At 70.6% G+C, this 23949-nt stretch carries 29 protein-coding genes and 4 pseudogenes; 19 read left to right on the forward strand and 14 right to left on the reverse strand.

Annotated elements, in window-relative coordinates; translation table 11 throughout:
- The 3 genes from JNW89_RS04895 to JNW89_RS04910 all read left to right on the forward strand — a co-directional run.
- Positions 1-329 (forward strand): hypothetical protein (locus JNW89_RS04895; protein WP_238447892.1); only part of this gene is annotated, 329 nt, incomplete at its 5' end.
- A 386-nt stretch (positions 330-715) separates the two neighbouring features.
- Positions 716-1486: an ArsR family transcriptional regulator gene (locus tag JNW89_RS37275; RefSeq protein ID WP_305070496.1), complete on the forward strand. Its 771-nt coding sequence runs from the start codon at positions 716-718 to the stop codon at positions 1484-1486.
- 13 nt (positions 1487-1499) lie between these two features.
- A complete protein-coding gene (locus JNW89_RS04910; protein ID WP_238447754.1) occupies positions 1500-1901 on the forward strand; it encodes a VOC family protein in 402 nt (133 codons plus the stop codon).
- Positions 1902-1957: 56 nt separating this feature from the next.
- On the opposite strand, the gene JNW89_RS04915 is transcribed toward JNW89_RS04910, so the two are convergent.
- Positions 1958-2374 (reverse strand): DUF6223 family protein, encoded by a 417-nt coding sequence (locus JNW89_RS04915; protein WP_238447753.1) that lies wholly within the window; start codon positions 2372-2374, stop codon positions 1958-1960.
- Between the two features lie 218 nt (positions 2375-2592).
- On the opposite strand from JNW89_RS04915, the pseudogene JNW89_RS04920 reads away from it, so the two are divergent.
- The 3 genes and pseudogenes from JNW89_RS04920 to JNW89_RS04930 all read left to right on the forward strand — a co-directional run.
- Positions 2593-3258: pseudogene (locus JNW89_RS04920) on the forward strand (histidine kinase dimerization/phosphoacceptor domain-containing protein); the annotation flags it as partial.
- Between the two features lie 278 nt (positions 3259-3536).
- Positions 3537-3719, forward strand: coding sequence for a hypothetical protein (locus tag JNW89_RS04925; RefSeq protein WP_238447893.1), 183 nt, complete (start codon positions 3537-3539; stop codon positions 3717-3719).
- On the forward strand, positions 3716-4378 hold the full coding sequence (locus tag JNW89_RS04930) for a response regulator transcription factor (protein WP_238447751.1): 663 nt from the start codon (positions 3716-3718) through the stop codon (positions 4376-4378). Before JNW89_RS04925 ends, JNW89_RS04930 begins: the two co-directional genes overlap by 4 nt.
- Positions 4379-4415: 37 nt before the next feature.
- Here the strand turns inward: JNW89_RS04930 and JNW89_RS04935 are convergent, their stop codons facing one another.
- On the reverse strand, positions 4416-4622 hold the full coding sequence (locus JNW89_RS04935; protein ID WP_238447894.1) for a hypothetical protein: 207 nt from the start codon (positions 4620-4622) through the stop codon (positions 4416-4418).
- Positions 4607-4864 carry a hypothetical protein gene (locus JNW89_RS04940; protein ID WP_238447895.1) on the reverse strand — a complete coding sequence of 86 codons (258 nt, stop codon included), beginning with the start codon at positions 4862-4864 and terminating at the stop codon, positions 4607-4609. Before JNW89_RS04940 ends, JNW89_RS04935 begins: the two co-directional genes overlap by 16 nt.
- Before the next feature lie 140 nt (positions 4865-5004).
- On the opposite strand from JNW89_RS04940, the gene JNW89_RS04945 reads away from it, so the two are divergent.
- Together JNW89_RS04945 and JNW89_RS04955 are read left to right on the forward strand one after the other, a co-directional pair.
- On the forward strand, positions 5005-5715 hold the full coding sequence (locus JNW89_RS04945) for a DNA alkylation repair protein (protein WP_238447749.1): 711 nt from the start codon (positions 5005-5007) through the stop codon (positions 5713-5715).
- Positions 5716-5905: 190 nt separating this feature from the next.
- Positions 5906-7110, forward strand: a pseudogene (locus JNW89_RS04955) (D-alanyl-D-alanine carboxypeptidase family protein).
- Between the two features lie 72 nt (positions 7111-7182).
- Here the strand turns inward: JNW89_RS04955 and JNW89_RS04960 are convergent.
- Positions 7183-8082 carry an alpha/beta hydrolase gene (locus tag JNW89_RS04960; RefSeq protein WP_238447747.1) on the reverse strand — a complete coding sequence of 300 codons (900 nt, stop codon included), beginning with the start codon at positions 8080-8082 and terminating at the stop codon, positions 7183-7185.
- An 85-nt stretch (positions 8083-8167) separates the two neighbouring features.
- Between JNW89_RS04960 and JNW89_RS04965 the strand changes: the two genes are divergently transcribed.
- Positions 8168-8941 (forward strand): PIG-L deacetylase family protein, encoded by a 774-nt coding sequence (locus tag JNW89_RS04965; protein ID WP_238447896.1) that lies wholly within the window; start codon positions 8168-8170, stop codon positions 8939-8941.
- A gap of 38 nt (positions 8942-8979) precedes the next feature.
- Here the strand turns inward: JNW89_RS04965 and JNW89_RS04970 are convergent, their stop codons facing one another.
- The 4 genes and pseudogenes from JNW89_RS04970 to alr all read right to left on the reverse strand — a co-directional run bounded on the left by JNW89_RS04970 (position 8980) and on the right by alr (position 13023).
- On the reverse strand, positions 8980-9624 hold the full coding sequence (locus JNW89_RS04970) for a M15 family metallopeptidase (RefSeq protein ID WP_238447745.1): 645 nt from the start codon (positions 9622-9624) through the stop codon (positions 8980-8982).
- On the reverse strand, positions 9621-10796 hold the full coding sequence (locus JNW89_RS04975; protein WP_238447744.1) for a glycosyltransferase: 1176 nt from the start codon (positions 10794-10796) through the stop codon (positions 9621-9623). The genes JNW89_RS04970 and JNW89_RS04975 overlap by 4 nt, the downstream gene beginning before the upstream one ends.
- Positions 10796-11822, reverse strand: a pseudogene (locus JNW89_RS04980) (D-alanine--D-alanine ligase family protein). Before JNW89_RS04980 ends, JNW89_RS04975 begins: the two are co-directional and overlap by 1 nt.
- Positions 11819-13023, reverse strand: a pseudogene (gene alr, locus JNW89_RS04990) (alanine racemase). Before alr ends, JNW89_RS04980 begins: the two co-directional pseudogenes overlap by 4 nt.
- A 344-nt stretch (positions 13024-13367) precedes the next feature.
- Between alr and JNW89_RS05000 the strand changes: the two are divergent.
- Both JNW89_RS05000 and JNW89_RS05005 read left to right on the forward strand, forming a co-directional pair.
- Positions 13368-14108 (forward strand): response regulator transcription factor, encoded by a 741-nt coding sequence (locus JNW89_RS05000; RefSeq protein ID WP_238447742.1) that lies wholly within the window; start codon positions 13368-13370, stop codon positions 14106-14108.
- A complete protein-coding gene (locus JNW89_RS05005; protein WP_238447741.1) occupies positions 14105-15760 on the forward strand; it encodes a cell wall metabolism sensor histidine kinase WalK in 1656 nt (551 codons plus the stop codon). The genes JNW89_RS05000 and JNW89_RS05005 overlap by 4 nt, the downstream gene beginning before the upstream one ends.
- Positions 15761-15806: 46 nt before the next feature.
- Here JNW89_RS05005 and JNW89_RS05010 read toward each other — a convergent pair whose 3' ends face one another.
- Positions 15807-16592 (reverse strand): alpha/beta hydrolase, encoded by a 786-nt coding sequence (locus tag JNW89_RS05010; protein WP_238447740.1) that lies wholly within the window; start codon positions 16590-16592, stop codon positions 15807-15809.
- Positions 16593-16727: 135 nt separating this feature from the next.
- Here JNW89_RS05010 and JNW89_RS05015 point away from each other — a divergent pair, with 135 nt between their 5' ends.
- On the forward strand, positions 16728-17294 hold the full coding sequence (locus JNW89_RS05015) for a TetR/AcrR family transcriptional regulator (RefSeq protein WP_238447739.1): 567 nt from the start codon (positions 16728-16730) through the stop codon (positions 17292-17294).
- A 77-nt stretch (positions 17295-17371) separates the two neighbouring features.
- Here the strand turns inward: JNW89_RS05015 and JNW89_RS05020 are convergent, their stop codons facing one another.
- The 3 genes from JNW89_RS05020 to JNW89_RS38555 all read right to left on the reverse strand — a co-directional run bounded on the left by JNW89_RS05020 (position 17372) and on the right by JNW89_RS38555 (position 19236).
- Positions 17372-18310 carry a CU044_5270 family protein gene (locus JNW89_RS05020; protein ID WP_238447899.1) on the reverse strand — a complete coding sequence of 313 codons (939 nt, stop codon included), beginning with the start codon at positions 18308-18310 and terminating at the stop codon, positions 17372-17374.
- Positions 18303-18917, reverse strand: coding sequence for an RNA polymerase sigma factor (locus tag JNW89_RS05025; RefSeq protein WP_238447738.1), 615 nt, complete (start codon positions 18915-18917; stop codon positions 18303-18305). The genes JNW89_RS05020 and JNW89_RS05025 overlap by 8 nt, the downstream gene beginning before the upstream one ends.
- 61 nt (positions 18918-18978) lie before the next feature.
- Positions 18979-19236: a helix-turn-helix transcriptional regulator gene (locus tag JNW89_RS38555; protein ID WP_375155049.1), complete on the reverse strand. Its 258-nt coding sequence runs from the start codon at positions 19234-19236 to the stop codon at positions 18979-18981.
- On the opposite strand from JNW89_RS38555, the gene JNW89_RS38560 reads away from it, so the two are divergent.
- The gene (locus JNW89_RS38560) at positions 19166-19345 is read left to right on the forward strand and encodes a hypothetical protein (RefSeq protein WP_375155042.1); all 180 of its coding nucleotides are present in this window, start codon (positions 19166-19168) and stop codon (positions 19343-19345) included. The genes JNW89_RS38555 and JNW89_RS38560 overlap by 71 nt on opposite strands.
- Before the next feature lie 245 nt (positions 19346-19590).
- On the opposite strand, the gene JNW89_RS05035 is transcribed toward JNW89_RS38560, so the two are convergent.
- Positions 19591-19965, reverse strand: a complete 375-nt coding sequence (locus tag JNW89_RS05035) for a PH domain-containing protein (RefSeq protein WP_238447737.1) — start codon at positions 19963-19965, stop codon at positions 19591-19593.
- Positions 19966-20086: 121 nt separating this feature from the next.
- Here JNW89_RS05035 and JNW89_RS05040 point away from each other — a divergent pair, with 121 nt between their 5' ends.
- The 6 genes from JNW89_RS05040 (at position 20087) to JNW89_RS05065 (ending at position 23329) form a co-directional block, all read left to right on the forward strand.
- Positions 20087-20443, forward strand: coding sequence for a hypothetical protein (locus JNW89_RS05040; RefSeq protein ID WP_238447736.1), 357 nt, complete (start codon positions 20087-20089; stop codon positions 20441-20443).
- Positions 20440-20889 carry a MerR family transcriptional regulator gene (locus JNW89_RS05045; RefSeq protein ID WP_238447735.1) on the forward strand — a complete coding sequence of 150 codons (450 nt, stop codon included), beginning with the start codon at positions 20440-20442 and terminating at the stop codon, positions 20887-20889. The genes JNW89_RS05040 and JNW89_RS05045 overlap by 4 nt, the downstream gene beginning before the upstream one ends.
- Complete coding sequence (locus JNW89_RS05050; protein WP_238447734.1) at positions 20873-21178, forward strand: hypothetical protein; 306 nt, start codon at positions 20873-20875, stop codon at positions 21176-21178. The genes JNW89_RS05045 and JNW89_RS05050 overlap by 17 nt, the downstream gene beginning before the upstream one ends.
- A complete protein-coding gene (locus tag JNW89_RS05055) occupies positions 21175-21510 on the forward strand; it encodes a YnfA family protein (RefSeq protein ID WP_238447733.1) in 336 nt (111 codons plus the stop codon). Before JNW89_RS05050 ends, JNW89_RS05055 begins: the two co-directional genes overlap by 4 nt.
- A 397-nt stretch (positions 21511-21907) precedes the next feature.
- The gene (locus JNW89_RS05060) at positions 21908-22096 is read left to right on the forward strand and encodes a hypothetical protein (RefSeq protein WP_238447732.1); all 189 of its coding nucleotides are present in this window, start codon (positions 21908-21910) and stop codon (positions 22094-22096) included.
- A gap of 549 nt (positions 22097-22645) precedes the next feature.
- Positions 22646-23329 (forward strand): DUF1345 domain-containing protein, encoded by a 684-nt coding sequence (locus JNW89_RS05065; RefSeq protein WP_238447731.1) that lies wholly within the window; start codon positions 22646-22648, stop codon positions 23327-23329.
- A 367-nt stretch (positions 23330-23696) separates the two neighbouring features.
- Here the strand turns inward: JNW89_RS05065 and JNW89_RS05070 are convergent.
- The coding region (locus JNW89_RS05070) for a hypothetical protein (protein WP_238447730.1) at positions 23697-23949 on the reverse strand (253 nt) is incomplete at its 5' end.

Raw genomic sequence — 23949 nt, forward strand, 5'->3', positions numbered from 1 at the left:
TCGACCACACCGCCGAACTACTGGCCGAGGAACTCGGCCCGCCCGGGTCTGTCCACTGGCCGCTCCCGGTGCCGCCCGGAGCGGGGCTCGCGCCGTGGGCACGGGCGGACCCGAGCCTGCTCGCCTTCCTCTCCCGGCGCGACCATGCGCGACCGGTGGCGACGCCCAGTGATCCGGAGGAGACGACGCGTCGGCTGCTGTTGATCACGCACCTGGCCCTCGTGGCGCAGGTCGGGGTCGGCGCCTTCCTCGACGTGGCCCTGGTCGGCGCCGGCCGGTCCGCCCGGCCGCCGTCCCGACTGGTCCCGCACTGCCGGCTCGGACGCTGACCGAAGACCCGTCCCGGTCACGTCACTTCACCGTGGAGCCTCCGGTCCTGTTCCTCAAGCGCTCTGCACGATGCGGTTCTCCCACGCCCACGCGGCAATCTCGACCCGGTTGCGGGCGTCCAGCTTGGTCTGGATCCCGGAGACGTGGCGACGTCCCTCGCCGGACGACTGCGGAGCCCTGACCGGACACGAGGCCGGCCAGGGCTCCGCAGGGAAGCGGAGCGCCCTGCCGGTCTCCGCCGGACCGGACTACGCGATGCCCGGCGCCGAGTCCTCCCGGCGGCCCGGTCGCAACGGGCACCATCGTCGACCGACTCGCCTTTCGCGCCGACCATCCACAGTCGATCTGCTATTCCATCAAGTCGGTTTGATGTATCATGGTGATCATGGCGCTGTCGAGTCAAGCTCCCCCGGCGTTCGTGCGCTTGGCCGCCCATCCGCTGCGGTGGCGGCTGCTGACCGAGCTCGCCAACAGCGACTACCGCGTCCGGGAACTCGTGGCGCTGGTAGGCGAGCCTCAGAACCTGGTCTCCTACCATCTGCGGCTGCTGCGTGACGGCGGGCTGGTCACGGCCACGCGCAGCAGCTTCGACGGCCGCGACAGCTACTACCACCTGGATCTGGACCGCTGCACAAATGCGCTGGCCGACACCGGCGCCGCGCTACACCCGGCGCTGCGCCGGGAGCCCGCACCGCACCCACCGGTGGACCTGCGGCGCCCGCCCGGCGTCGGAGTGCTGTTCGTCTGCACAGGCAACAGCGCCCGCTCACCGATCGCCGAGGCCCTGCTACGCCACCGCACCGGCGGCCAGGTCGAGGTGGCCAGCGCCGGCAGTCAGCCCAAGCCCCGCCATCATCCCAACGCCATCCGGGTCCTACATGAGGAGTTCGGCATCGACATCACCGGCCAGCACCCCCGGCACTTGGACACGGTGACCGGCAGCCGGTTCGACTACGTGATCAGCCTGTGCGACAAGGCCCGCGAGGCCTGCCCCGACTTTCCGGACCATCCCCGGCGGGTGCACTGGAGCATCCCCGACCCCGCCACGGCCGGCAGCACCGATCAGACCAGCTACCCCGCCTTCCAGCACATCACGACCGACATCGACACCCGCGTCAGGCACCTGCTGGCCGTGCTCACCGCCAGCCACTCTTGAAGGAGATTCAGTCGTGACAGCATCCGACCAGTACGCCAACGTCCGTTACCTCGTTGATGACGTCCAGACGGCCGTCGACTTCTACACCACCCATCTCGGCTTCACCCTCAACACCAGCGCCGCGCCCGCCTTCGCTGACGTGCTGCGCGGCCCGCTACGGCTACTGCTGTCCGGGCCAGCCAGTTCCGGCGCCCGAGCCACTCCCCAGGACGCCACCAGCCCGGGCCGCAACCGCATCCACCTCACTGTGGACGACCTGAACGCTGAGATCGACCGACTCCGTGGCGCGGGGCTGTCGTTCCGCAGCGAGCCGGTCTCCGGGCCCGGCGGGCGGCAGATCCTGCTCGCCGACCCCGCCGGCAACCTGATCGAGTTGTTCCAACCCGCCCACACGTCCACCACGCCAACCACCTGACCACAGCCCGCCGTGAAGAGATCCGCCGGCCTTCGTGCCGGTGTGCGGAGGCTCAGTCAGCCAGCGCGGCGGGCGCGGGCCAGACCCAGCCCGCCGAGGGCCATGGCGATCAGGCCCACCACCACGGCCACGAAGCCGCCGACAATTCCGCCACCGGTACCGGGACCACCATCGGCGCCAGCCACCACCAGCCCGCCGATCACCACGGCGGCCAACCCCGCCGCCAGGGCCACGATGGCCACCCTCTTCCCGGTGCCGATACGACCGGCGGAGCGGGCCAGCGCCAGCCCACCGATGACCACGCCGACCAGCCCGAGCAGCGCGGCCACCAGGGACCAGAGACGCCCGGCGGTCAGGGTGTAGGAACTGACGGCGACCGGCTGGACCAGAGCGTGCGCGGCCGACGGTGTGGCAGGCCCGAAATCTCCGAACATGGCGGCTTCGGCGGCGGCAAGCAGGTGACGGACGGACATGAGGTGCTCCTTCTCCTCTGACGACTGGACGTCGCCTGATCCTGTCCGCTGGACCCACCGCCGGTCGTCGTGCGGGCGCAGACAGTTCGCGCTGCCGCCGATGCCGTAGCCGGCTGCCGCGGCTGCCGCAGGCGCCGCGAAGGTACTGCGGGCGCGGTATACCGCCACTCGTCCGCGAGCGGGATTCCCTCGCACCGGCGTCCGGTTAGGGTGCGCGCATGGACAGAGGACGGTTCGGTGTCCCGGCCGGGGTCCGAGACTGGGCGATTGCCGTCGGCGTGACGGCGGCGCTGCTGGCCGCCGGGCTGTCCGAGCAGCAGTCCGCCACGAACGTCGACCTGCTCGGCTACACGTTGTTGGCGGCGGGTGGGGTGGCGCTCGCGGCGCGTCGCCGGGCTCCGGTTCCCGTGCTGGCCGTGACCGGGTTGTGCGCGGTGGGTTACCAGGCGGCCGGTTTCGACGTGCCTGCCGTCGCGTACCTCTTCGCGGTGTACGCAGCCGTGCGGGCGGGGCACCGCATCGTCACGGTGGCGGCGAGCGTGACCCTGCTGGCCGCTCTCCCCCTGGCGGCCCTGGCTTCGGGCCTGCACGACACGGGCGAGGCGTTCGCGCAGGCCCGAGGCGCCCTCGAAATCGCCTGGCTGATCGCTGCCGGCGCCGCCGGGGAGGCGCTGCGGCAGGCCGAGCGGCGGGCGGACGAAGCCGAGCGCACCCGGGAGGAGACCGCACGGCGTCGCGCCGATGAGGAGCGGCTGCACATCGCGCGGGAGCTGCACGATTCGCTCACCCACCAGATCTCGGTCATCAAGGTGCAGGCCGAAGTCGCCGTCCACGTGGCCCGCAAGCGGGGTGAACCGGTGCCGGAGGCCCTGCTGGCGATCCGCGAGGCCGGTCGTGAGGCGGCCCGGGAGCTGCGAGCGACCCTGGAGGCGCTGCGCGACGACGACACCACCCCGCCACACGGGCTCGACCACATCCCGGAGCTGGTGGAGCGGGCTGGCAGGACCGGCCTGGAGGCGACGCTGACGATCGAGGGACAGCGGCACGACGTGCCGGCCGCGGTGGGCCGGACCGCCTACCGGATCGTTCAGGAGTCGCTCACCAACATCACCCGTCACGCCGCCGCGGCTACCGCGTCGGTCCGGATCGACTGCGACCCGACGTGCTCGCCATCCAGGTCGACGACGACGGCAAGGCCACGCCGGACAGTGCGCCGATGCCCGGCGTCGGGCTGCTCGGGATGCGCGAACGGGTCACCGCCCTCGGCGGTCGCCTGCGCGCGGAGCCGCGCAGCGAGGGGGGCTTCACCGTCCAGGCCGAACTCCCCGTGGACCAGACATCATGATCCGTGTCCTGCTGGTCGACGACCAGCCGCTCATTCGCAGCGGATTCCGCGCGCTCCTCGACCTCGAGGACGACATCGAGGTGGTGGCCGAGGCCGCCGACGGGAGCGAGTGCCTGGCGCTGGCCCGGGAACACCTGCCCGACATCGCGCTCATCGACATTCAGATGCCGGTCATCGACGGCATCGAGGCGACCCGGCGCATCGCCGCGGACCCGACCCTCGCCCGGGTGCACGTCGTCATCCTGACCAACTACGGCTTGGACGAATACGTCTTCAACGCGCTGCGCGCCGGCGCGGCCGGATTCCTCGTCAAGGACATCCAACCGGAAGACTTCCTCCATTCCGTACGCGTCGCCGCGCGCGGCGACGCGCTGCTCGCACCGTCGATCACCCGCCGGCTGATCAACCGGTACGTCAACCAGCCGCTGCACACCGCCGCCGGCACCGGGCTCGACGAGCTGACCGGCCGCGAACGCGAGGCCGTCGCCCTGGTCGCCCAGGGCCTGTCCAACGACCAGATCGCCGACCGCATGGTGATCAGCCCGCTGACCGCGAAAACCCACATCAACCGAGCCATGACCAAGCTCCACGCCCGCGACCGCGCCCAGCTCGTGGTCCTCGCCTATGAATCCGGCCTGGCAGTCCCGCGCAGCTCCTGAAGTCCACGGTGCGGGTGCAGGCCTGCCCCGCAGGGGATCAGGAGACCGCGGCCTGCACCAGTTCGACGACCTTCTTCTCTACCGCGGGGCTCCACTTCTGCAGTGCGTACGCCACCGGCCACAGGTCTCCGTCGTCGAGGTTGGCCGTGTCCTGGAAGCCCAGGGTCGAGTACCGGTAGTTGAACTTGCCCGAGTCCTGGAAGAAGACGACAACCTTGCCGTCCTCGTTCACGTAGGCGGGCATCCCGTACCACGTCTTCGGCGACAGCTCCGGGGCGCAGCCGTCACCGTCACATGCACCCGCTCGGCGAGCGCACGATCTTCCGGCGCCATCTGCGCGATCCTGTCGAGGAGCGCTTGCAGCCCGTCGGCCTTCTTGGTCCCCTTCTTGCCCTCGGCGCGCAGCTCGGCGGCGCGCTCCTTCATCGCGGCACGCTCCTCGGGGCTGAAGCCGTCGGACACGGTGGTGGAATTCTTCGCGGACACTCTCGGGCTCCCCTTTGCCTTGTAGGTTCGGCGTGATGCCGGCTACCTGGCAAAAGGCTAGGGCCGACGCAGCCTGCCGCTTCTCGATTCCTGATCAGATGGCCGGCCCGGACGAGGCGTTCGAGTAGGGTTGCACAGTCATGGCCACGACCGCCGACGTCCGTCACGAACTAGCCAGCCTCGCCGACCCGCTGCGGGCGGAGGCATCGAGCCGGTTCCTGCAGATGACTCCAGGCGGGTACGGCGAGGGCGACACGGCCATCGGCGTCTCCGTGCCGGAACAGCGCAGGGTGGCCGCCCGCTACTGGCGCGACCTCTCCCTGGCCGAGACGGCGAAGCTGCTGACCAGCAGCGTGCACGAGGAGCGGCTGACGTCGCTGTTCATCCTGGTGCGAAAGTTCACCAAGGGCGACGACGAGGAACGGGGCGAGATCTTCAGCATCGTCCTGGCCAACACCGGTCACCTCAACAACTGGGACCTGGTGGACTCATCCGCTCCGTACATCGTCGGCCCCTGGCTGATCGACAAGGATCGGAGCGTCCTGGATCGGTTGGCCGAGTCGAGCCTGGTGTGGGACCGGCGCATCGCCATCATGGCAACTTTCGCCTTCATCAAGGCCGGCGACTTCCATTGGACCTTCCGCCTCAGTGAACGGCTCCTGCGCGACCCGCACGACCTCGTCCAGAAGGCGGTGGGCTGGATGCTGCGCGAGGTGGGCAACCGTGACAGAGCAGCGGAAGAGAAGTTTCTGGCCCGACGGTACCGGGTCATGCCGCGGGTCATGCTGCGGTACGCGATCGAGAAGTTCGAACCGCAGCGACGTCGGGAGTATCTGTCCAGCGTTGTCTAGATAGTTGATGCCCGCCACTTTGTGGTGGTTCGTCACCAACGCACCAACCGGGATATGCCCACTATCCCGGACAGTCTTGCGAAACGGCACAAGATGGTCGAAAGAGCGCAGCGCGTCCAAAGGCCGGAATCCTCGCCGCGTTTCTGCAACCGGCCTGCGCCTGCTTTGTCAGCAGTTACCGTGCTTTAACATGACCGTCGTTCGCATCAGTGCCGTGGTGCTCAGCGCCCTACTGACCACGCCCGGCGCGGCAGTCGGGTCCTCGACGTCGGCGGCGTCCGCGCCGTACGTGCCCTGCCCGACCGTGAGGCCGCCGGTGCCCCCACCCGCCGCACCGTCGCCGCCACCGGTCGGTCCCGCCGACCTGGCCGTCGGCGGTGAGACGCTGGCGACGGCGGGGCTGGCCATCCCCGCGGGCGCGTCGATGGCGCCGTCGGTCACCGCCACCTCGTGGGTCGTGGCCGACCTCGACAGTGGCGCGGTGCTGGGTGGATGCGGCCCGCACGAACACCGCACGCCGCCAGCGTGCAGAAGATGCTGCTGGCCGCGGCCCTGATGCCGCACCTCGACCCGGCACAGGTGGTCGAGGTGACCCGGGCGGATCTGCGGGATCTCGATCCGGCCAGTTCGGTGATGGGGGTGGTCGAGGGCGGCCGTTACTCGGTCGAGAGCCTGTGGCTGGGGCTACTCCTCAAATCAGGAAACGACGCGGCCAACGTGCTGGCCCGCGCCGGCGGCGGCACCGCCGGGCGGCAGGGCGGCGTGCAGGCGATGAACGACGAGGCACACCGGCTGGGCGCAAACCAGACCCACGCGGCGACACCATCCGGCCTGGACGGCCCCGGTCAGTACACCAGCGCGTACGACCTGGCGCTGATCGCGCGCGCCACCTACGCCCGCGCAGACTTCCGGCGATACATCGCTACCCGAGTGGCGGAGATACCGGCAAATCCGGGAACGCCAGGCTTCTCCATCACCCACGACAACACGCTGCTGGACCACTACCCGGGGACGCTCGGCGGGAAGACGGGCTTCACCGACCTGGCGCGACAGACATACGTGGGGGTGGCCGAACGTAACGGCCGGCGGCTCGCCGTGACCCTGCTCGGCGCGGAGACCGCGCCACTGGGGAGCCTGGGCGAGGCGGCGGCCCTGCTGGACTGGGGCTTCGCTCTCCCGCCAGACGCGTCGGTCGGCCGCCTGGTCACCCCCGATGAGAAGAAGCAGGACCGTCCCATCACCGAGGTCAGAAGCGAGCGCCACGGTCAGGCTGAGGCAGGACCATCGTTCTCGTTGACGGCCATCCTCGGCCTCGGCGCCGCCGTCGTACTGGCCGTCCTCCTCCTGGCGGCTTCCTGGCGACAGAGGGCCGCGCGCCGGGCGGCCAACCCGTAGGTCGCCGACGACCAACGGGGCGGTAGGTCGAGCGGCCGGATCTCGCCGGTCTGGTCGATGCCCGGCTCGCTTTCACCAACGGTGGAGCGCGGCGGCCAACTGGGCCAGGGCGACATGGGCGGCGTCGAAGAGGGCCAGTTTCCGCGGGAAGTTGTGGATGAGTCCCTGGTACCGCGATGCGGTGACGGGAACGCCGGCCGCCAGCAGCCCGGCCCCGTACCGTTCACCCTCGACGGACAACAGGTCGAGCTCGGCGGTGATGACCACGGCGGGGGGCAGGCCGGTGAGGTCGGCCCGCAGTGGATCCAGATCCGGCTGGGTACGGTCCACGCCGGGTGAGGCATACGCGTCCCAGAAGAACCGCATCTCCTCCCGGTCCAGGCCGTACTCGTCCAGTGCCGGATAGTCGGCCGCAGGGTCGATGACCGGGCAGATGAGGATCTGGCCCGCAAGACGGGTCCCCGCATCCCGGGCGCGCCGAGCGGTCACCGCCGCAAGGTGCCCTCCCGCGGAGTCACCGGCCACCGCGATCCGGCCCGGGTCGAGGCCGTGCCGAGCCGCTCCGGGCCCGCGCAGCCAGGTGAGCGCTCGCGCCATGTCGTCCACCGCGGCCGGGTAGGGATACTCGGGGGCGAGCCGGTAGTCCACGGAGAGCACCGCCCAGCCGGACGCGGCCGCCAGGTGCCGGCACAGCCCGTCGTGGGTGTCCACGCTGCCCATCACCCAGCCCCCACCGTGCGCATAGAGGACCACCGGCAGCGCATCGTGATCGCCGTCGCGGTAGAGCCGGGCGGCCACGCCGCCGGCGTCGACGCTCACCACGGACCGGATCGCGGGTCCGCCGCCCACCTCGGCCGGAGTCGCCTCGACCATGCTGAGCCGTGCCGCCGGCAGGGTCGCCCGGGTGAGCGGGACACGCTGCTGGACCTGCATCGCCGCCCGCGCCTGCGGGTGGAGCCGGCTGGAGTCCACCCGCTCATTATCGCCTGCTCGACGGAGGTCAACGTTGCCGGTCCGGCGGTGACGGATCGGCGGAGAGGCGAATACGGTGTGGACCGTGGATGAGCTTCTACCGGCACTGCCAGAGGACTGGGAGCGCTGCCTCGCGGTGGCCGCACACCCCGACGACATCGAGTACGGCGCAGCCTCGGCGATCGCCCGCTGGACCGCACAGGGCAAGCAGGTCACCTATTTGCTGGCCACCCGGGGCGACGCAGGAATCGACGCAATGCACCCGGACCAGGCCGCCCCGTTGCGCGAGGAGGAGCAGCGCGCCGGGGCCCGGGAGGTCGGCGTGGATGTCGTGGAGTTCCTCGACCACCGCGACGGGGTCGTCGAGTACGGTCCGGACCTGCGCCGCGACATCGTACGGGCGATCCGTCGGCACCGGCCCGAGGTCATCGTCTCGGGCGCCTTCACCGTCCGGATGACGGGCGGCATCACCAACCAGGCCGACCACCGAGCGGTGGGGCTGGCCACGCTGGATGCCGCCCGCGACGCGGGCAACCGGTGGATCTTCCCAGAACTGGTGGACGAGGGGCTACCGCCCTGGGGCGGCGTGCGCTACGTCTGCTTCGCCGGCGCCGAGCGCCCCACCCACGGCGTGGACGTCACCGGCGAGCCGCTGCAGCGCGGTATCGCCTCGCTGGCCGCGCACGCCGAGTACACCAATGGCCTGGGCGTGGCCGGCCCCGAACCCGGACCGCTTCTCACCTGGGCGCCCGTCAGGGCGGGCCGGCGCTGGGCGTGGAGGCGGCGGTCCTGTTCGACGTGCACGCCCTCACCTTCGAGGGTCCGCCACCCTGGCTGTGAGCCGCACAAGCGCCCATGATTCGCACTCCGAGCCGCGCCACAAAAGGACTTGCCGCTTCACGGCAGATCCACCGGCCCGTACCGGGTCCGGGCGGCCCCGGTGCTCAGCGCCCAGTAGCGGTCGCCGAACGACCAGTGCCACCATTCGGTCGGGTAGTTGACCATGCCGGCAGACGACAGCGCCTGGCCCAGGATGTCGCGATTGGTGCGGGCCTGCGGGGAGATGTGGGGTGATCCCGTGAAGCAGGCGTTGGCGCTGTCCACCGGGCTGGCGTTGACGATCGTGCCCAGGTCCAGTTCGGTCCCATCGGCCGTACAGAGGGTGAGGTCGACCGTCCCGCCGGTACTGTGCGGAGCCACCTCGGGCGGCGAGATGTACTTGCTGGCCTCCACGTGCCGGCGCGCCGAGTCCCACTCCGGGTACCTGCGGCGCAGTTCGTCCTGGTAACTCTCGAAGTAGGTCGTCTGCAGGCTGAGCGGCCGGTACCCCTCGATGACCAGCAGCCGCAGCCCTCCGGGCAGGGTCCGCTGGGCGGCGAGCAGGCGCTGCACCGTCGCCTCGCGCAGGTGCGCGTACGCGCCGGCCTCGTCGGCCAGCCGGTCGTCCACCCGAAGGTCCGCGACCTGGCGTACGTCGACCAGGGCCTCCCCGTTGTCGCCGAGCGGGATGGCCGAGATTCGCCGATCAGACAGCAGGATCATGACCGGTACCGCCCAGCGGCGTCGATGATCGCGCTGGCCACGGCCGTGGCCGCCTGGGGCCGGCCGTGTCGACGGGCGGCGTTGGCCAGCTCCTGGCGTCGTTCCGGGTGGTCGAGCAGCACCATGATCTCCTCGTAGAGGCGGTTGGCGGAGGCGTCGGGGCCGGCGAGCATGCGGGAGGCACCGGCCTCGGCGAGGTGCCGTGCGGTCCGCCGCTGTTCGTCGCCGCCGGTGGGGACGAGCGGGATGAAGACGCATGCCTTGCCGAGGGCGGTGAGTTCGGCGACGGTGCCGGCGCCGCTGCGCGCGACGACGATGTCCGCCGCGCTCAGGACGTCGGGCAGCTCGCCGTGAACGTAGTCGACGACCCGGTACCTGCTACGCAGGTGTTCCGGGAGGGCGGCCGCGACCTGCCGCATCCGGTCGAGGGAGTGGTCGCCGCACTGGTGCAGCACCTGACATCTCCGCAGGAGTCCGGGGAGGATGTCGGCGATCAGGTTGTTGACCTGGACGGCGCCCTGGGCGCCGCCGGTGACGTACACCAGCGACAGGCGCGGATCCAGGTGGTACGCGGCGAGCGCCCGGTCGCGGTTGCCCGTGAGGATCTCGGGCCGGATCGGGTTGCCGGTGACCACCGCGCGAGTTCTCGCTCGGGCGGGCAGATGCTCGATGGAGGACTCGTGGCTCAGCAGGACTCGGTCGGCGAGGCGGGCGAGGATCCGGTTCGCCAGCCCGAGCGCGAGGATCTGCTCGTGCATGACCAGCGGGCGGCGGGTGATCCAGGCGGCGATCCCGATCGGGACGGAGACGTATCCGCCGGTGGAGAAGACCACCTCGGGCCGGGTGCGCACCACGACCATGATGGCCTGGAAGACGCCGACCGGCACGCGGAAGGCGTCGGCGACGTTGCGGCCCCACTCGTGCAGGTTCGGCGAGCGGCGCAGTTTTCCGGTGGTGATCGCCGTGAAGGGAATGCCCTCCCGCCGGGCGATCCTGGCCTCCAGTCCGTGGGCGACGCCCACCCAGCGAACGTCCGGTGCGGTGCCGGCGGCCGCCAGCCGGTCGCGGAGCGTACGGATCGTGGTCAGCGCCGGGTAGGTGTGCCCGCCCGTTCCGCCGCCCGTGACGATCATGCGGAGACCACGGAGATGTTCCGCGGTGTAGACGGCCATCAGCAGGGACTCGGGCAGGGGGCGGCGGTGTCGCGTCGGTGCAGTGCGCCCTGGATGAGGATGTCGAGCAGTGCCGGGTAGCCGACGCCGGCCCGCTGCCAGATCTGCGGGTACTGGGAGGCGGCGGTGAATCCGGGGAAGGTGTTGACCTCGTTGATCACCGGCTCCCGGTGGTCTCCGGTCCACCCTGTGCCGTGGTCGGCGTCCGGATCCGGGAGGAAGAAGTCGACGCGGAGCAGCCCACGGCAGCCGAGCGCGTGGAACGCCTGCACGGCCCGGTCCTGCAGCAGTCGGGCGGTGCCGGGGTCGAGTCGGGCCGGAATGTGGAAGACGGCACCGCCGTCGTACTTGGCGTCGTAGTCGAAGAAGGCAGCGTTCGCCACCCGAATCTCCAGCGGCGGCCCGGCCTCGACGCGACCGTCGGGGTGCTGGAGGACGCGACGTCGATCTCGCGCCCGCGCACGGCGCGTTCGACGAGAACCTTCGCGTCGCTCTCGCGCGCGAGCCGCAGGGCGGCGGGCAGTTGCGCCCATTGTTCGACCTTGGAGACTCCCAGGCTGGAACCGGCCCGGGCGGTTTGACGAAGACGGGCAGCCCCAGCCGCTCCTGATCCCGCGACGACAGCTCCTCGTCGGGCCGCAGCGTCACCCCGTCGGCCACGCGCAGGCCGTCGGCGGCGAGGAGTCTCTTCGTGACCGGCTTGTCCATCCCCGCGGCGCTGGCGAAGACACCATTTCCGACGAACGCGACGCCGAGCCACTCCAGCATCGACTGGACGGTGCCGTCCTCACCGTACGGGCCGTGCAGCGCCGGGAACACCACGTCCTGGTCGCCGAGGGTCCGCAGCGCCTGCGCGAACGTGGCCCGGTCGCCGTTCACCCGCCACTGGCCGTCCCGCTCGATCAGCACCTCGGTCACCTGGTAGGCGGCGGGGTCGAGGTGGGCGAGGATGCTCTCCGCCGAGCGCCGGGAGACGTCGTGCTCCCCGCTGCGCCCACCGAACAGCACCGCCAGACGAACAGTCATGATGTTGCCGCTTCCCGGGGTAGGTGTACGCGCGCCACTCGCGCGCCGATTCCGGTCAAGACTTCGTGCGGGTTGGTGCCGGCCCACCGCGCCCACTCGGCGGCCGTCGGCTCGGCCGGGTCGGGCGAGCCGGGCTCGGCGCCGGGACCGAAGACGACCACCGGATCGCCGAGCGCCACCGGCAGGTCGCCCACATCGACGACGCACTGATCCATGGCGATGCGCCCGACGATCGGGCAGCGCCGACCGGCGAGCCAGACCCACGCGCGGCCCTCGGCGGTGCGCGACAGGCCGTCGGCGTACCCGAGCGGCAGCAGGGCGAGCGTGGTCGGCCGATCGGTCACATGATCGGGGCCGTAGGACACGCCGGTACCGGCGGGCACGCGCTTCAGGTTGATCACCCTTGACCGCAGGGTCATGGCGGGTCGCAGGCCGTGACGGCGGGAGCCGGTCGCGCCGAACGGGTCGACGCCGTACATGGCCAGGCCGATCCGGCAGAGATCGAACCGGGTCTGCGGGGCGGCCAGTGCCGCCGCCGAGTTCGCCAGATGCACCACGTCGGGGTCGAGCCCGGTTTCCCGAGCGATCCGCAGCGCCTCCTGGAACGTCGACAGCTGCCGGACGATGCTCGGGCAGCCCGGCACGTCGGCGTTCGTCAGGTGGGACCACACCCCGCGTACCCGGACGCTGCCCTCCGCCTCGTGCTTGCGAGCCCAGGCGACCAGCTCGGGCCATTCGTCGCCGCCGGCACCGTTGCGTGACAGACCGACGTCCGCCTTGAGCTGGACCGCGGCGGGCACACCGAGATCCGTGGCCGCGGCGGCGATCGCGCGCAGGTGGGTCAGGGTCGACACCGCGATGTCGCGCCCGCGGCGATCAGGCGGGTGAAGTCCTCGTCCGGCCGGTGCAGCCAGCTCAGGACGGGTGCGTCGATGCCCGCCGATCGCAGCGTCACCGCCTCCGTCGCCGAGGTCACGCCCAGCCAGGCGGCGCCGGCGCCCACCGCAGCCCGCGCCACCGGCACCGCGCCGTGCCCGAACCCGTCGGCCTTCACCACGGCCATCAGCCCGGTACGTGCGATCGCCGCGATCGTCCGGATGTTCTCCGCGATCGCCGCGAGGTCGATCACGGCCTCGGCCAGCCGGACGCTCTCGTTTATCGCACCGGTCCCCGCGCGCCGACCACGCGTACCCGGCGTCACCCGGCAGCCTCGGGTTCGACGGGCGGTTCATCCGGCGGTTCGGCGGCCCCGTGCCCGCCGACAGCGGCGGCCCGGCGCACCGCGAGCGTCTCCCGGATCCGCCGCCGGACCGCCCGCCGCTGTTGCTCGTCGCGGCGGCCTGGATGTGCTGGTTCGAAGATCATGTCCGGCCCCTGACTGACATGACTGGCACGGTAGGCAGCCGGTGGTGAAGAACCTTTGAAGAAGCCGTGGGCCAGCTGTACGGATATCCCGCTCGCCGTTCTCCGGGGCCCGCCCACATCAGTTCTTCACGGGTTTCGGGTTTACTTGACCCCCGCCACCACCAGGCAGAATGGGGAAACATGAGCGCGCGGATCCTGGTCGCCGAGGACGACCCCAAGCAGGCCAACCTGGTACGGGTCTATCTCGAACGCGAGGGGCACAGCGTGCTGCTGGTCGGCGACGGGCGGACCGCGCTGGACCAGTGCCGGGCCCGCCGGCCGGACCTGGTGGTCCTCGACGTGATGATGCCGGTCGTCGACGGCCTCGACGTGTGCCGGATCCTGCGCGCCGAATCGGACATCCCGATCCTGCTGCTGACCGCCCGCACCACCGAGGAGGACATGCTCCTGGGCCTGGACCTCGGTGCCGACGACTACCTCACCAAGCCGTACAGCCCGCGGGAGCTGGCCGCCCGGGTACGGGCGCTGCTGCGCCGGGCCCGGGTGGTGAGCGCCGACAACCGGGCGGTGCTACGCGTCGGCGACCTCGAGGTGGATGCCGGCCGGTTCGAGGTACGCGTCGGCGGGCGGCCGGTCGCCCTGACGGCCAAGGAGTTCGGCATCCTCGAGGTGCTCGCCGGCGAGCCCGGGCGGGTGTTCACCCGGGCGCAGATCATCGACCGGGCCTTCGGATTCGATCATTTCGTGCTCGAACGCACCGTCGACGCGCACGTGATGAACCTCCGCCGCAAGATCGAGGAAGACGTTGCCGAGCCGCGGTACGTGCACACCGTCTACGGCCGTGGCTACCGGCTCGCCGAACCGGAGCCGGAACTGGCGGCGGCGCCGACGCCTGAGGGCACGCCCGGAGCCAGCCGGTGAGTTTTCGGCTCCGGGTGCTCTGGCTGGTCGTCCTCGTCGCGGTGAGCGCGACCGCGGCGACCGCGTGGCTGACCCTGCGGCAGGCCTCGCAACAGATCAGCGACTCGGCCACCACCGACCGGGCGCAGCTCGACCAGGTCGTCGCCCGACTCAGGACGTACGGCAGCCTGCACGGCACCTGGGAGGGCGTGCCCGACCTGGTGCGGGACCTGCGCGCCCAGACCGGTCAGCGGATCCACCTGGTCGCCGACACGGGCCAGGTGATCGTGGACACGGACACCCAGGAGAACCGCACCGCCCGGCCGCTCGGCACGATGGTCGGGTTCGTCGACCCGCGGCCGGTATTGAATCTGGCCGCACTGCCAGCGGAGCCGGCAGGCCGGGAGAAAGGCACGGTCGCCGCGATCGCCGCCTACCGTACCGGCGTGCGGTTCGCGGCCTGCCTGACGCGGGAATCCGTCCCTGTCGTCGCTTCACCCACCGGCACGGGAGTTCCGCAGTTCGACGCCGACCTGAGCAAGGCCGACGGGCGCGGTCGCCGGGGTGTCAACGAGATCGTCGACGGCTGTCGCGACGTCGCGGCCGAGCCGGGCCGGGACCTGGTGGACGCTGCGCGGGTGCAGGTCTGTGGCACCTCGACGGTGCAACCACTGGATTCCTGCCTGGCCCAGGCCTTCACCAACGAGATCAGTGACGTCGCGCCGATACCCGCCCGGGTCTACCTCGGCGCTCGCGGCGATCCGGCGTCCGTGTTGACCGCCGGTCCACTGCTCGCCGCGGCAGCGGGCGTTGCGACGGTCGCGGTCATCGGCACGATGCTGCTGAGCCGGCGGGTGCTGCGCCCCATCGACACGCTCACCGCGGCCGCTCAGCGGCTCGGCCGGGGCGACCTCACCGGACGGGTCCCGGTGCGGGGCAACGACGAGCTGGCGGAGTTGGCCCGGTCGTTCAACCGGATGGCCGACTCCCTGCAGCGCGGGGAGGAGCGGCAACGCCGGCTGGTCGCCGACGTCGCACATGAACTGCGCACCCCGCTGGCCAACCTGCGCGGCTATCTCGAGGCGCTCTCCGACGGCGTGATCACGCCGGACCAGGATCTCTTCGCGTCACTGCACGAAGAGGCGATGCTGCAACAGCGCATCGTCGACGACCTGCAGGAACTGGCCCTGGCTGAGGCCGGCAAACTGGCGTACCACCGGGTCACGGTGGATCTGGCCGAACTCCTCGAGACCTGCCGCACCGCCCACCACGCCCGGGCGGAGTCGGCCGGGGTGTCGTTGCGCGTGGCGGCCGAGCCGGTTGCGGTACACGCCGATCCCGACCGGCTCCGCCAGGTGGTGGGCAATCTCGTCACCAACGCCCTACGGGTGACCGCTGCGGGCGGCAGCGTCCGGCTGGTCGCGAGCCGGACCGACACGCAGGCGATCGTCCGGGTCGTCGACACCGGCTCGGGAATCGCAGCGGACGCGCTGCCGCATGTGTTCGACCGGTTCTGGCGGGCCGACTCCGCACGGGGCCGCCGTACCGGGGGCAGTGGCCTCGGCCTCGCCATCGCCCGCCAGATCGTCACCGATCACCAGGGCACCATCACGGTCGCGAGTGAGGTCGGCGTCGGGACGACATTCACCATCACGCTTCCCCGCGTCGACTGAAAGGCCACCTCCCGTTTCCAGGAAGTGGCCTTTGAGCCGCCGCCGCTCAGGCGGTCTGCGTACGCACCCAGTCGAGAACGGGCTGGGCGACCTCGCGCCAACCGCTGTCGAAGACCAGCGAGTGGCCGCGATCGTCGAACTTCCGGTACTCGGTGTTGCCGCCCGGCCGGTAGAGCTCGGCCGCCTGCCGCGCCACCACCTCGGGGATGGTGTGATCCCGGCCGCCACCGATGATCAGAAGTGGCCCCCGGTTCCGGTCGTCGAGGTCGACCGCAACCGGGGACGCCGGGTCCTTCTTCGCCGCCGTCAGGTCGAAGATCGGCCGGCCCGGGCCGGGGATCGCCCAGCGGTCGTAGAGCTGGTCGGACTCCTCGCGGCTGAGCGCGTTGCCGAAGCGGTACCGGAACTGGCGGCGGCTGAGCATCACCGCGCGGTCGCGGTTGGCCTTGCGGCGGAGCACCGGCAACGCCGACCAGACCTGCGCGAACGGCAGCGCTCTGACGCCCTTGATCGGCGCCGGGTCGATCGCCACCGCGACCCGGGCCGCGCCCGAGGCGAGCAGCTTCTGGGCGATGAGCCCGCCGAACGAGTGCCCGATCACGACCGGCGGCTCGCCGAGCCGCGCGATCCGCGTGTAGTGGTCGGCGATCTCGCGGACGCCGTAGCCGGCGACATGCTGCGGCTGCTGCCGCGTCCGGGTGACGGTCTCGCCGTCACCGGGCCAGCCCGGCGCCTCCGCCTCGAATCCGGCCGAGCGGAAGAGGTCGAGCCACGGATCCCAGGCGCGAGCGTGGATCCAGAGGCCGTGTACGAAGAGAACGCGGGTCGCCACGATGACTCCTACGAGTGCAGGGAGAAAGAACGATCGTTCTTTCTTCGCCCTCCAAGCTAGCCATAATGCCCGCTTAACAGCAAGCCGTAGCCGAGTGAGAGAAAGAACGATCGGTCTGCGGTGTAGGATGCAACGATGGCGAGCACCAGGCGACCGGCGCCCCGCGAGCAGCTCCTCGCGACCGCGAGCCGGCTGTTCTACAACGACGGCATCAACAGCGTCGGGGTCGACCGCGTCCTCCAGGAGGCCGGAGTCACCCGCGCCACTCTCTATCGCCACTTCGCCGGCAAGGAGGCGCTCGTCGTGGCGTACCTCGAACGCGAGGACCAGATGATCCGGGCGCTCTGGGACGAAGGGCTCGGCCGCGCCGTCTCCGCCGACCACGCGCTCGAGATGGCGATCGAAGGGGTCGCCGACGACGCCTACCGACACCACACGCGCGGCTGCCCGTTCATCAAGGCGGCCGGCGAGTTCCCCGACCCCGAGAGCCCGGTACGCCAGGTGATCAGCAAGCACCGTGCCTGGTTCCACGCCGAGCTGCGGCGCCTGCTCACCGAGGCCGGCCGCGACGACGTCGACGCCAAGGCCGAGACCCTCGCCATGCTGCGCGACGCCCTCATGGTCGGCTGCTTCCTCGACGACCCCGACGCCACCCGCCGCACGTTCGTCCGCAATGCGCGCTGGGTGGCCGGCCTGCGCTGACGGAAGCTCCCCGAACGCCCGGTCAGATCCGGAGACCGGGCGGGCGCGCCGAGGCGGCCCGCCCGGTGAGACGGAATTCAGCTGGTCTGACCGACTCGGTCGACGATGGCCAGGGCAAGCACGGCCGACGATCCCGCCGAGCCGCCCACGCCGAGGAAGGTGTAGGTCTCGGGGTGGAAGACGAGCACGATTTCGCCCGAGCCGCGAGTCGATGGCCAGCTGATGCCGATGCCCGATCGACCCGCGCCGTCCTTGACATGCTCCACGGCTCGCAGGTCCGGAGTCGTCGCCGCGGCCTCGTAGAGTGCCGCGAGGGTTCGAGGGCGTAGGTAGCTGCCGGTGAGGTAGTAGAGCACGTCCTTGCCGGCGGCATTGGCGTCACCCGGTTCACCGCTGCGCTGCTCGATCAGAAAGGTCCGCATGGCGTCGGCATCGGTGGGCAGGTCGGCGCGGTAGGCCGGCGCCGGGGTGCACCGCGCGGTCACGCCCGGAACCACCTGGCCGCCCTTGACCGCCGCCGCCCGTCCGTTCCGGCAGCCCGGCACGACTGTTTCCGTGCGGCCCGTGGCAGAGGTCTCGATGACCAGACCGTCCCGGGTTCCGTCCACCGACATCCAGCTCTCCCGCGTCCCCGGTCCCTCCTGGCTGCGTGAGTAGACGAACTGATCGGGCCGGGGCTCGACGTCGGGCACTCGCAGGGCGGCGGTTGCCGCGTTCCGGAGCACCTGGCTGGCATCGGCCCGCGCGGCCGGCGTGTCGCCACCGAACCGGTCCGGCGCGAGCACCAGTACCGAAACGAGCGCCGCCGCGGCGCCCGCCGACACCACCCCGCTGAGCACGAGCCGCCAGGCCGGTCGCCTCGGCCGAGGACGCGTCGAGGGCACGGTCGGCGTCAGGGGTACGGACGACTCCGCCGTCATCGCGGTCGTCAGCCGGGTGCGAGCCGCGCTCAACCGCTCGGCCGTCGGCAGCTCGGTCTCGTCGCCGAGCTGCTGGAGCAGTCGCATCTCATCCATTGCTCAGTGCCTCCTCGATCGTGCTGGCCGGTTCGCCGCCCAACTGCTCACGGAGCAGCCTGCGGGCTCGGTTGAGTCGTGATCGCACGGTGCCGACCGGGATCGCCAGTGCGGCGGCAACCTCCTCGTACGTCAGTCCCTCCCAGGCGATCAGCAGCAACACATCGCGATCTCCGTCGGAGAGCACGGCCAACGCATCGAGGAGAAGTCGGCGGAGCGATTGCGCGGTCACCACGGTGGCGACCCGGTCGGCATGTGACGCCTCGCTCGTCGCCGGGACGTACGCCTGCCGTAGCCGGTATTCGCGCTCCGCCGCCCGCCGGTGCTGGCCGGCGATGTTGGTGGCGATCCCGTACAGCCAGGGCCGGGCGTTCGGACAGCTGAGGTCGAATCGATCCCGACGACGAAACGCCGCGAGGAAGGTCTCAGCGACCAGGTCGTCCGCGGCCGGCGCACCGAGGCGCCGGGCCAGGTAGCGATGGATGTACGGCGCGTGCCGGTCGAAGATCGTCGAAAAGGTCTCCGGTTCCTGCACGGACCGCGCGATGATCGCGGCGTCCGTCACCGCGCCGACGTCGACATCCTTCACTCGTCGCAGGTGCTTCATGTAGGGCCCTTCGCGGAGTCGGGAAGCGTCACCTGTTATCCGCACCCCACGGCCGGACGGTTCACGGGCGTGGGTGGCGAGGTCTCGCCCCGCGGGTCGCGGCCGAGTGACCCGCCGCGATTTCTCGGTGGCCCACGGGTCGTGACGCCGGTGGCGCCGCCGGTTTCGGGGCGGACAGCGCCGAGCGGAGCTGTCTGCGAGGGCTGACCCCGAGCTTGGTGAACACCTTGCCGAGGTGCCACTCCACCGTGCGTGGACTGATGAACAGCTGGGCGGCGATCTCCGAGTTGGTGTGCCCGTCTCTGGCCAGCCTGGCGATCTGGGCCTCCTGCTACAACCAGCTCGACAAGGGCGGGCACTTCGCGGCGTGGGAGCAGCCGAAGGCCTTCGTCCAGGAGCTGCGGGCGGGCTTCCGGTCGATGCGCTGAGTGAGCGTGTTCCGGGCGGGCGCACCTGCCCTCGCTCGCCGGGGCGACCGAAGGGCTCGGCTCCGAGCCCCTCGGTCGCCCCGACCTACCCGGCGGCGGGCCCTCGTGGACTTCTGGACGCTGACCTGCGTCGACTGGTGGAGGTGATGTGCGGGTCCGCGGTCGTCCGCTCGTGCTCGCCGGTTTCGCTGCTCGACGGCCGTGCCTGGTGTGCCAGGCCGTAGAACGCGGTCCGCTGGTCCCTCTCAGAGAACGTGGGTCGCGACCAACTGGCCGACCGCTCGGATGTCGCAGCTCGACTTGAACTCGAGTCGGACCTTGCCGAGCCCGCTGAACCACAGGTCGAGTTCGGCGTCGAGATCAAAGGAGCCGGCCGTCTCGACGGAGAACGCCTGGATCTTGCTGTAGGGCAGAGAGGTGAAGTCGCGCTTCTTGCCGCTGAAGCCCTGCACGTCCACGGCGATCAGCCGCTTGCTGGTGAAGACCACGAAGTCCCGCATCGCCTCGAAGCAGGAGAGCAGCTCCTCCCCCGGAATCAGCAGCGGCGCAACCAGAGGGCCGATCTTGTCCGCGTTGCCCGGACCCAGCTTGAAGACGGCGCCGTTGGTAAAGTCGATCATGGCAGCACCCTAGATGATCAGCACCGCCAGCCTCCCCGCACCCTGGTTCACTCGCCCTGGCGCACGGCCCTTCAGCATCGGGCTTGCATCTGGTACCCAGGTACAGGCTTACCGTCGTGGTATGAGCGACCAACACATCACGGCGGACAGCGCCTGGGTGCCGGATGCCTGCACCCTGCCGACGGCGGAACGGCCGCTGCGGCTCGCCGAGTTCGATCAGTTCTTCCGCGATGCGGTGCGGGGTGTCGACCGGTTGTCGGCGGAGCACCTGCGGTTGCACCTCGCCAGTGCCGTCCAGATAGAGGAGACGGCGCGGGACCTGACGGTCCGCGAGTCGTCCTGCTGCTCGTTCTTCGCTTTCGACCTGTCCCGGTCCGGCCCGGAGGCGCTGACGTTGGACGTGCGGGTATCGGCGGCACACGTCGACGTGCTCGATGGCCTCGCCGAGCGTGCCGCGTCAGCTCAGGGCGAGCGATGACCGATGCAGGACTGCGCAGCGGCCAACTGGCCGACGCGGCCGGGGTGAACGTGCAGACCCTGCGCTACTACGAACGACGCGGCCTGCTCACCTCCCCGCAGCGGTCCCCCGGTGGGCACCGGCTCTACCCGGTCGAGTCGGTGACCCTGCTGCGGGTCATCAAGACCGCGCAACGCCTCGGATTCACCCTCAACGAGGTCGCCGACCTGCTCGACACCGGCCGCCACCACCACGGCAGTCGACCGGACACGGGCCTACAGACACGGGCCGGCGAAAAGCTCGTCGAGGTGGAACAGAAGCTGGCGGACCTGACCGTCATCCGCGACACCCTGCGCGCCGCCATCTCGGCCGGCTGTGACGACCTGATCGCCTGCGCCGGCAGCTCCTGCTGCCCCCTGCCATTTGCTGAGCTCGCCGAAGGAGATGACCGTGCCGACCATTGCTGACCGGCTGCGCCGCCTGCTCCCCTCCGGCATGACGGGACTCGCAGCGACCGCCTGCGCCGCCTGCTGCGTGCTGCCGCCGCTGCTGGCCGCCGGACTCGGCGGTGCCGGGTGGGCCGCGGCCAACCGCTTCATGCCCGGTGTCGCCATCGCCCTGGCCGTGCTCGCCGGCCTGTCCTGGTGGTGGGCCGGCAGACGTACCCGCACCGCCGGCTGTTCCGGCGGCAACTGCTCGTGCGACCAGCCCGACCAGCACGGCCGCCGCGTGGTCCAGCTACCGTCCGACGCATGACCGTTGCCCGCTCAATTCTGCTGTTCCTACTCGCCGCGGTCGCCGAAATCGGCGGCGCCTGGCTGGTCTGGCAGGGCTGGCGGGAGAATCGAGGGCTGCTGTGGATCGCCGCCGGAGTCGTCGCGCTCGGGTGCTACGGCTTCGTCGCCACCTTCCAACCCGACCCGAACTTCGGCCGCATCCTCGCCGCCTACGGCGGCGTCTTCGTCGCGGGCTCCCTCGCCTGGGGCATGATCGTCGACAAGTTCCGCCCCGACCGCTACGACACCATCGGCGCGGCCATCTGCCTCCTCGGCGTCACCATCATCATGTACGCCCCACGCAGCAGCTGATCCCAACGACGTGGCGAAGGTGATGGGACACAAGCAGACGTTTGACCACCTTGAGCCGCTACACCCACTCGACGGCTGAGCGCGACCGCCGGGTGCTGAAGCCTTTGCTGCCTTCTCGCTGCCTCCGGCAAACGACTGATCTGCAGATACGAGTCAAGCCCCTCGATTGAGGGGCCTTGAGCTTGCCCTACCGGCCTGGTGGCGCTCGGTTCGGTTCGGTTCGGCTGGCACCGCTGCTGTACTTCGCTGCTGTACTGCTGGCATCAGACGAGCGGCTGAATGCGGACCTTCGCGCGCTCGTCTGCCGACGAGGTGAGGCGACCGGGCAGAGAAGCCCGGTCGCGGTGCGCGCTTGGTGCTCGTAGGCTGCCGCCCAGGAGTGCACTGGGAGGGGTTTGTGAGCAGGAGACGGTACGTCGCCCGAGGGGTACCGGGCGGGTACCGCATCTGGGACAACAAGGCCCGCCGCTGGTGGGGCGACTTCTACGAGCTGTGCCCTGATGAGCTCCTCGATGAACTGAACGGCGCGAAGGACTACGAGAAGATCACCACTCTGCTCAGGCGTTACCGGGCGTTGCAGCGGTAGCAGGGCGGCGTCGCGGCGGTTCAGGATACGGCGCGGCGTTGCGACGGCCGCCGCGCCACAGCCGCTGCCGGGCCCGCCACACCACCGGTCAACGGCCTGTCGTTCTGCGGCGGCCCCTCCGGGCCCCCCGCCTTCCACGCCAGCCGCCGGGCATCAGACTGACGGCCGCAGAGCGACAGCGGCAGCGGCGGCGCGCGCCCAGCGGTGGCGCGTGCGGCCCGTTCAGGGCGCCTTGATAGACGTACAGAAAGTTGTCCCACACAGGTCGGCAGCGGCTGTGTTCCGTCACCGGAGATGCTTGACACTGGCGTCCCACCTGATGCCCGGCGATCCCCTCATGACGCGTCGCGGAGGCCTTCACGGTCCGCGACGGGGGCGCGCATCGCGGCAGTTGCGGACGTTCCGCTCGCTCGCATGCAGTCGGGTCGCACTGCTCTACCGGCGCAGAGGCATGCCGATTGCTGGATCAGTGGGCCATCCAGGTGACCAACGGGCTCGCTCTGCGCGGCTATGAGCACGCAATGCGGTGCGGTGGGAGACACTCGGACGATGACCGGTATGCCCCCGGAGACGTTGTTTCACCGATGCCTAGGCTGGCACGCCCCTGCCCTGCGGCGAGCCGTCATCGTCGCCGTGATCGGGCTCATTGTCGCTCTCGCGCTCCTGCCGTTCATGACGTGGGAGTTGGCCGCGGTCGGGGGCTGGGACGCCGCCGCGCTCGCCTTCCTCCTCTCAATCTGGCCGGTCATCATCCGAGCGGACAGCTCCCACACCGAGACGATCGCCATGCGTGAGGACGAGACGCGGGTAACCGCCGCAGTGCTGCTGGTAGGGGCTGGCGTCACCAGCCTGCTCGGTGTCGGCGTTGCTCTCAGCCTCGCCGGCCGGCACGGCGGCTCCATGCGGGTGCTGTTCGTCGGCGTCGCACTACTGACCGTCCTGCTGTCGTGGACCGTTGTCAACACGGTCTTCACCCTGCGCTACGCCGACCTGCAGTTCCGATCAACAACCGGGGGGATCGGCTTCGAGGGCCAGCCTGTGCAGGGGCAGACCACCTACCGCGACCTGGCCTACGTCGCCTTCACGATCGGCATGACTTACCAAGTATCGGACACGACCATCAGCGATCGGCGGATCCGGGGCAGCGTGCTGTCCCATGCCTTCGTGTCGTACGTGTTCGGTGTGGTGATCGTGGCGGGTTCCGTCAACCTCATCGCCGACCTGGCCCGCTGATGATGTCGGACTACCGCCGGTTGGTGGCAGGCACAGATGCTCCCTGGCCGCCCGGGCGGAGAGTAGGCCCGACGAGGCCGAGCTCGGCCTCCACCCGCTCCCAGCCGGCACCACCCTCAGGCTTGTGACGCCATCCGGTCAGGTCGATGATCCGGTCGATTCACGTCAGCTCATCATTCACGTCCGGCAAAGTAGGAGCACAGGAGGACAGTGGGCGATACTGGGATCGAACCAGTGACCTCTTCGGTGTGAACTCTCGGCGAGCGGGTCGGATCAGGCTTGATGCGAGGTCAACGGGCCTGGTGACGCTCGTCTCGGTCCGGTTCGGCTGGCACCGCTGCTGTACTTCGCTGCTGTACTGCTGGCATCAGACGAGGCGCTGGATGCGGACCTTTGGGCGCTCGTTTCTCAGGTGGCCCTGATTGTGCTGGCGGACCTGCTCGTCCCAGATTTCCTGGTCGTAGTCCGGGTTCGGTGGGATCCACCGGTGGGAGCCGTCGCTGTAGTGGAACTTTTCGTCCCCGGGCCGCAGGATGCTCATCGCACCCAGCCGAGAAAGCGGCGGTGCAGGATGCCGGCCGGTGTCCAGTGCAGGTCTTCCGTCGCCCGGGCCAGTTGCG

The sequence above is a fragment of the Micromonospora sp. 4G55 genome, from assembly GCF_016803375.1.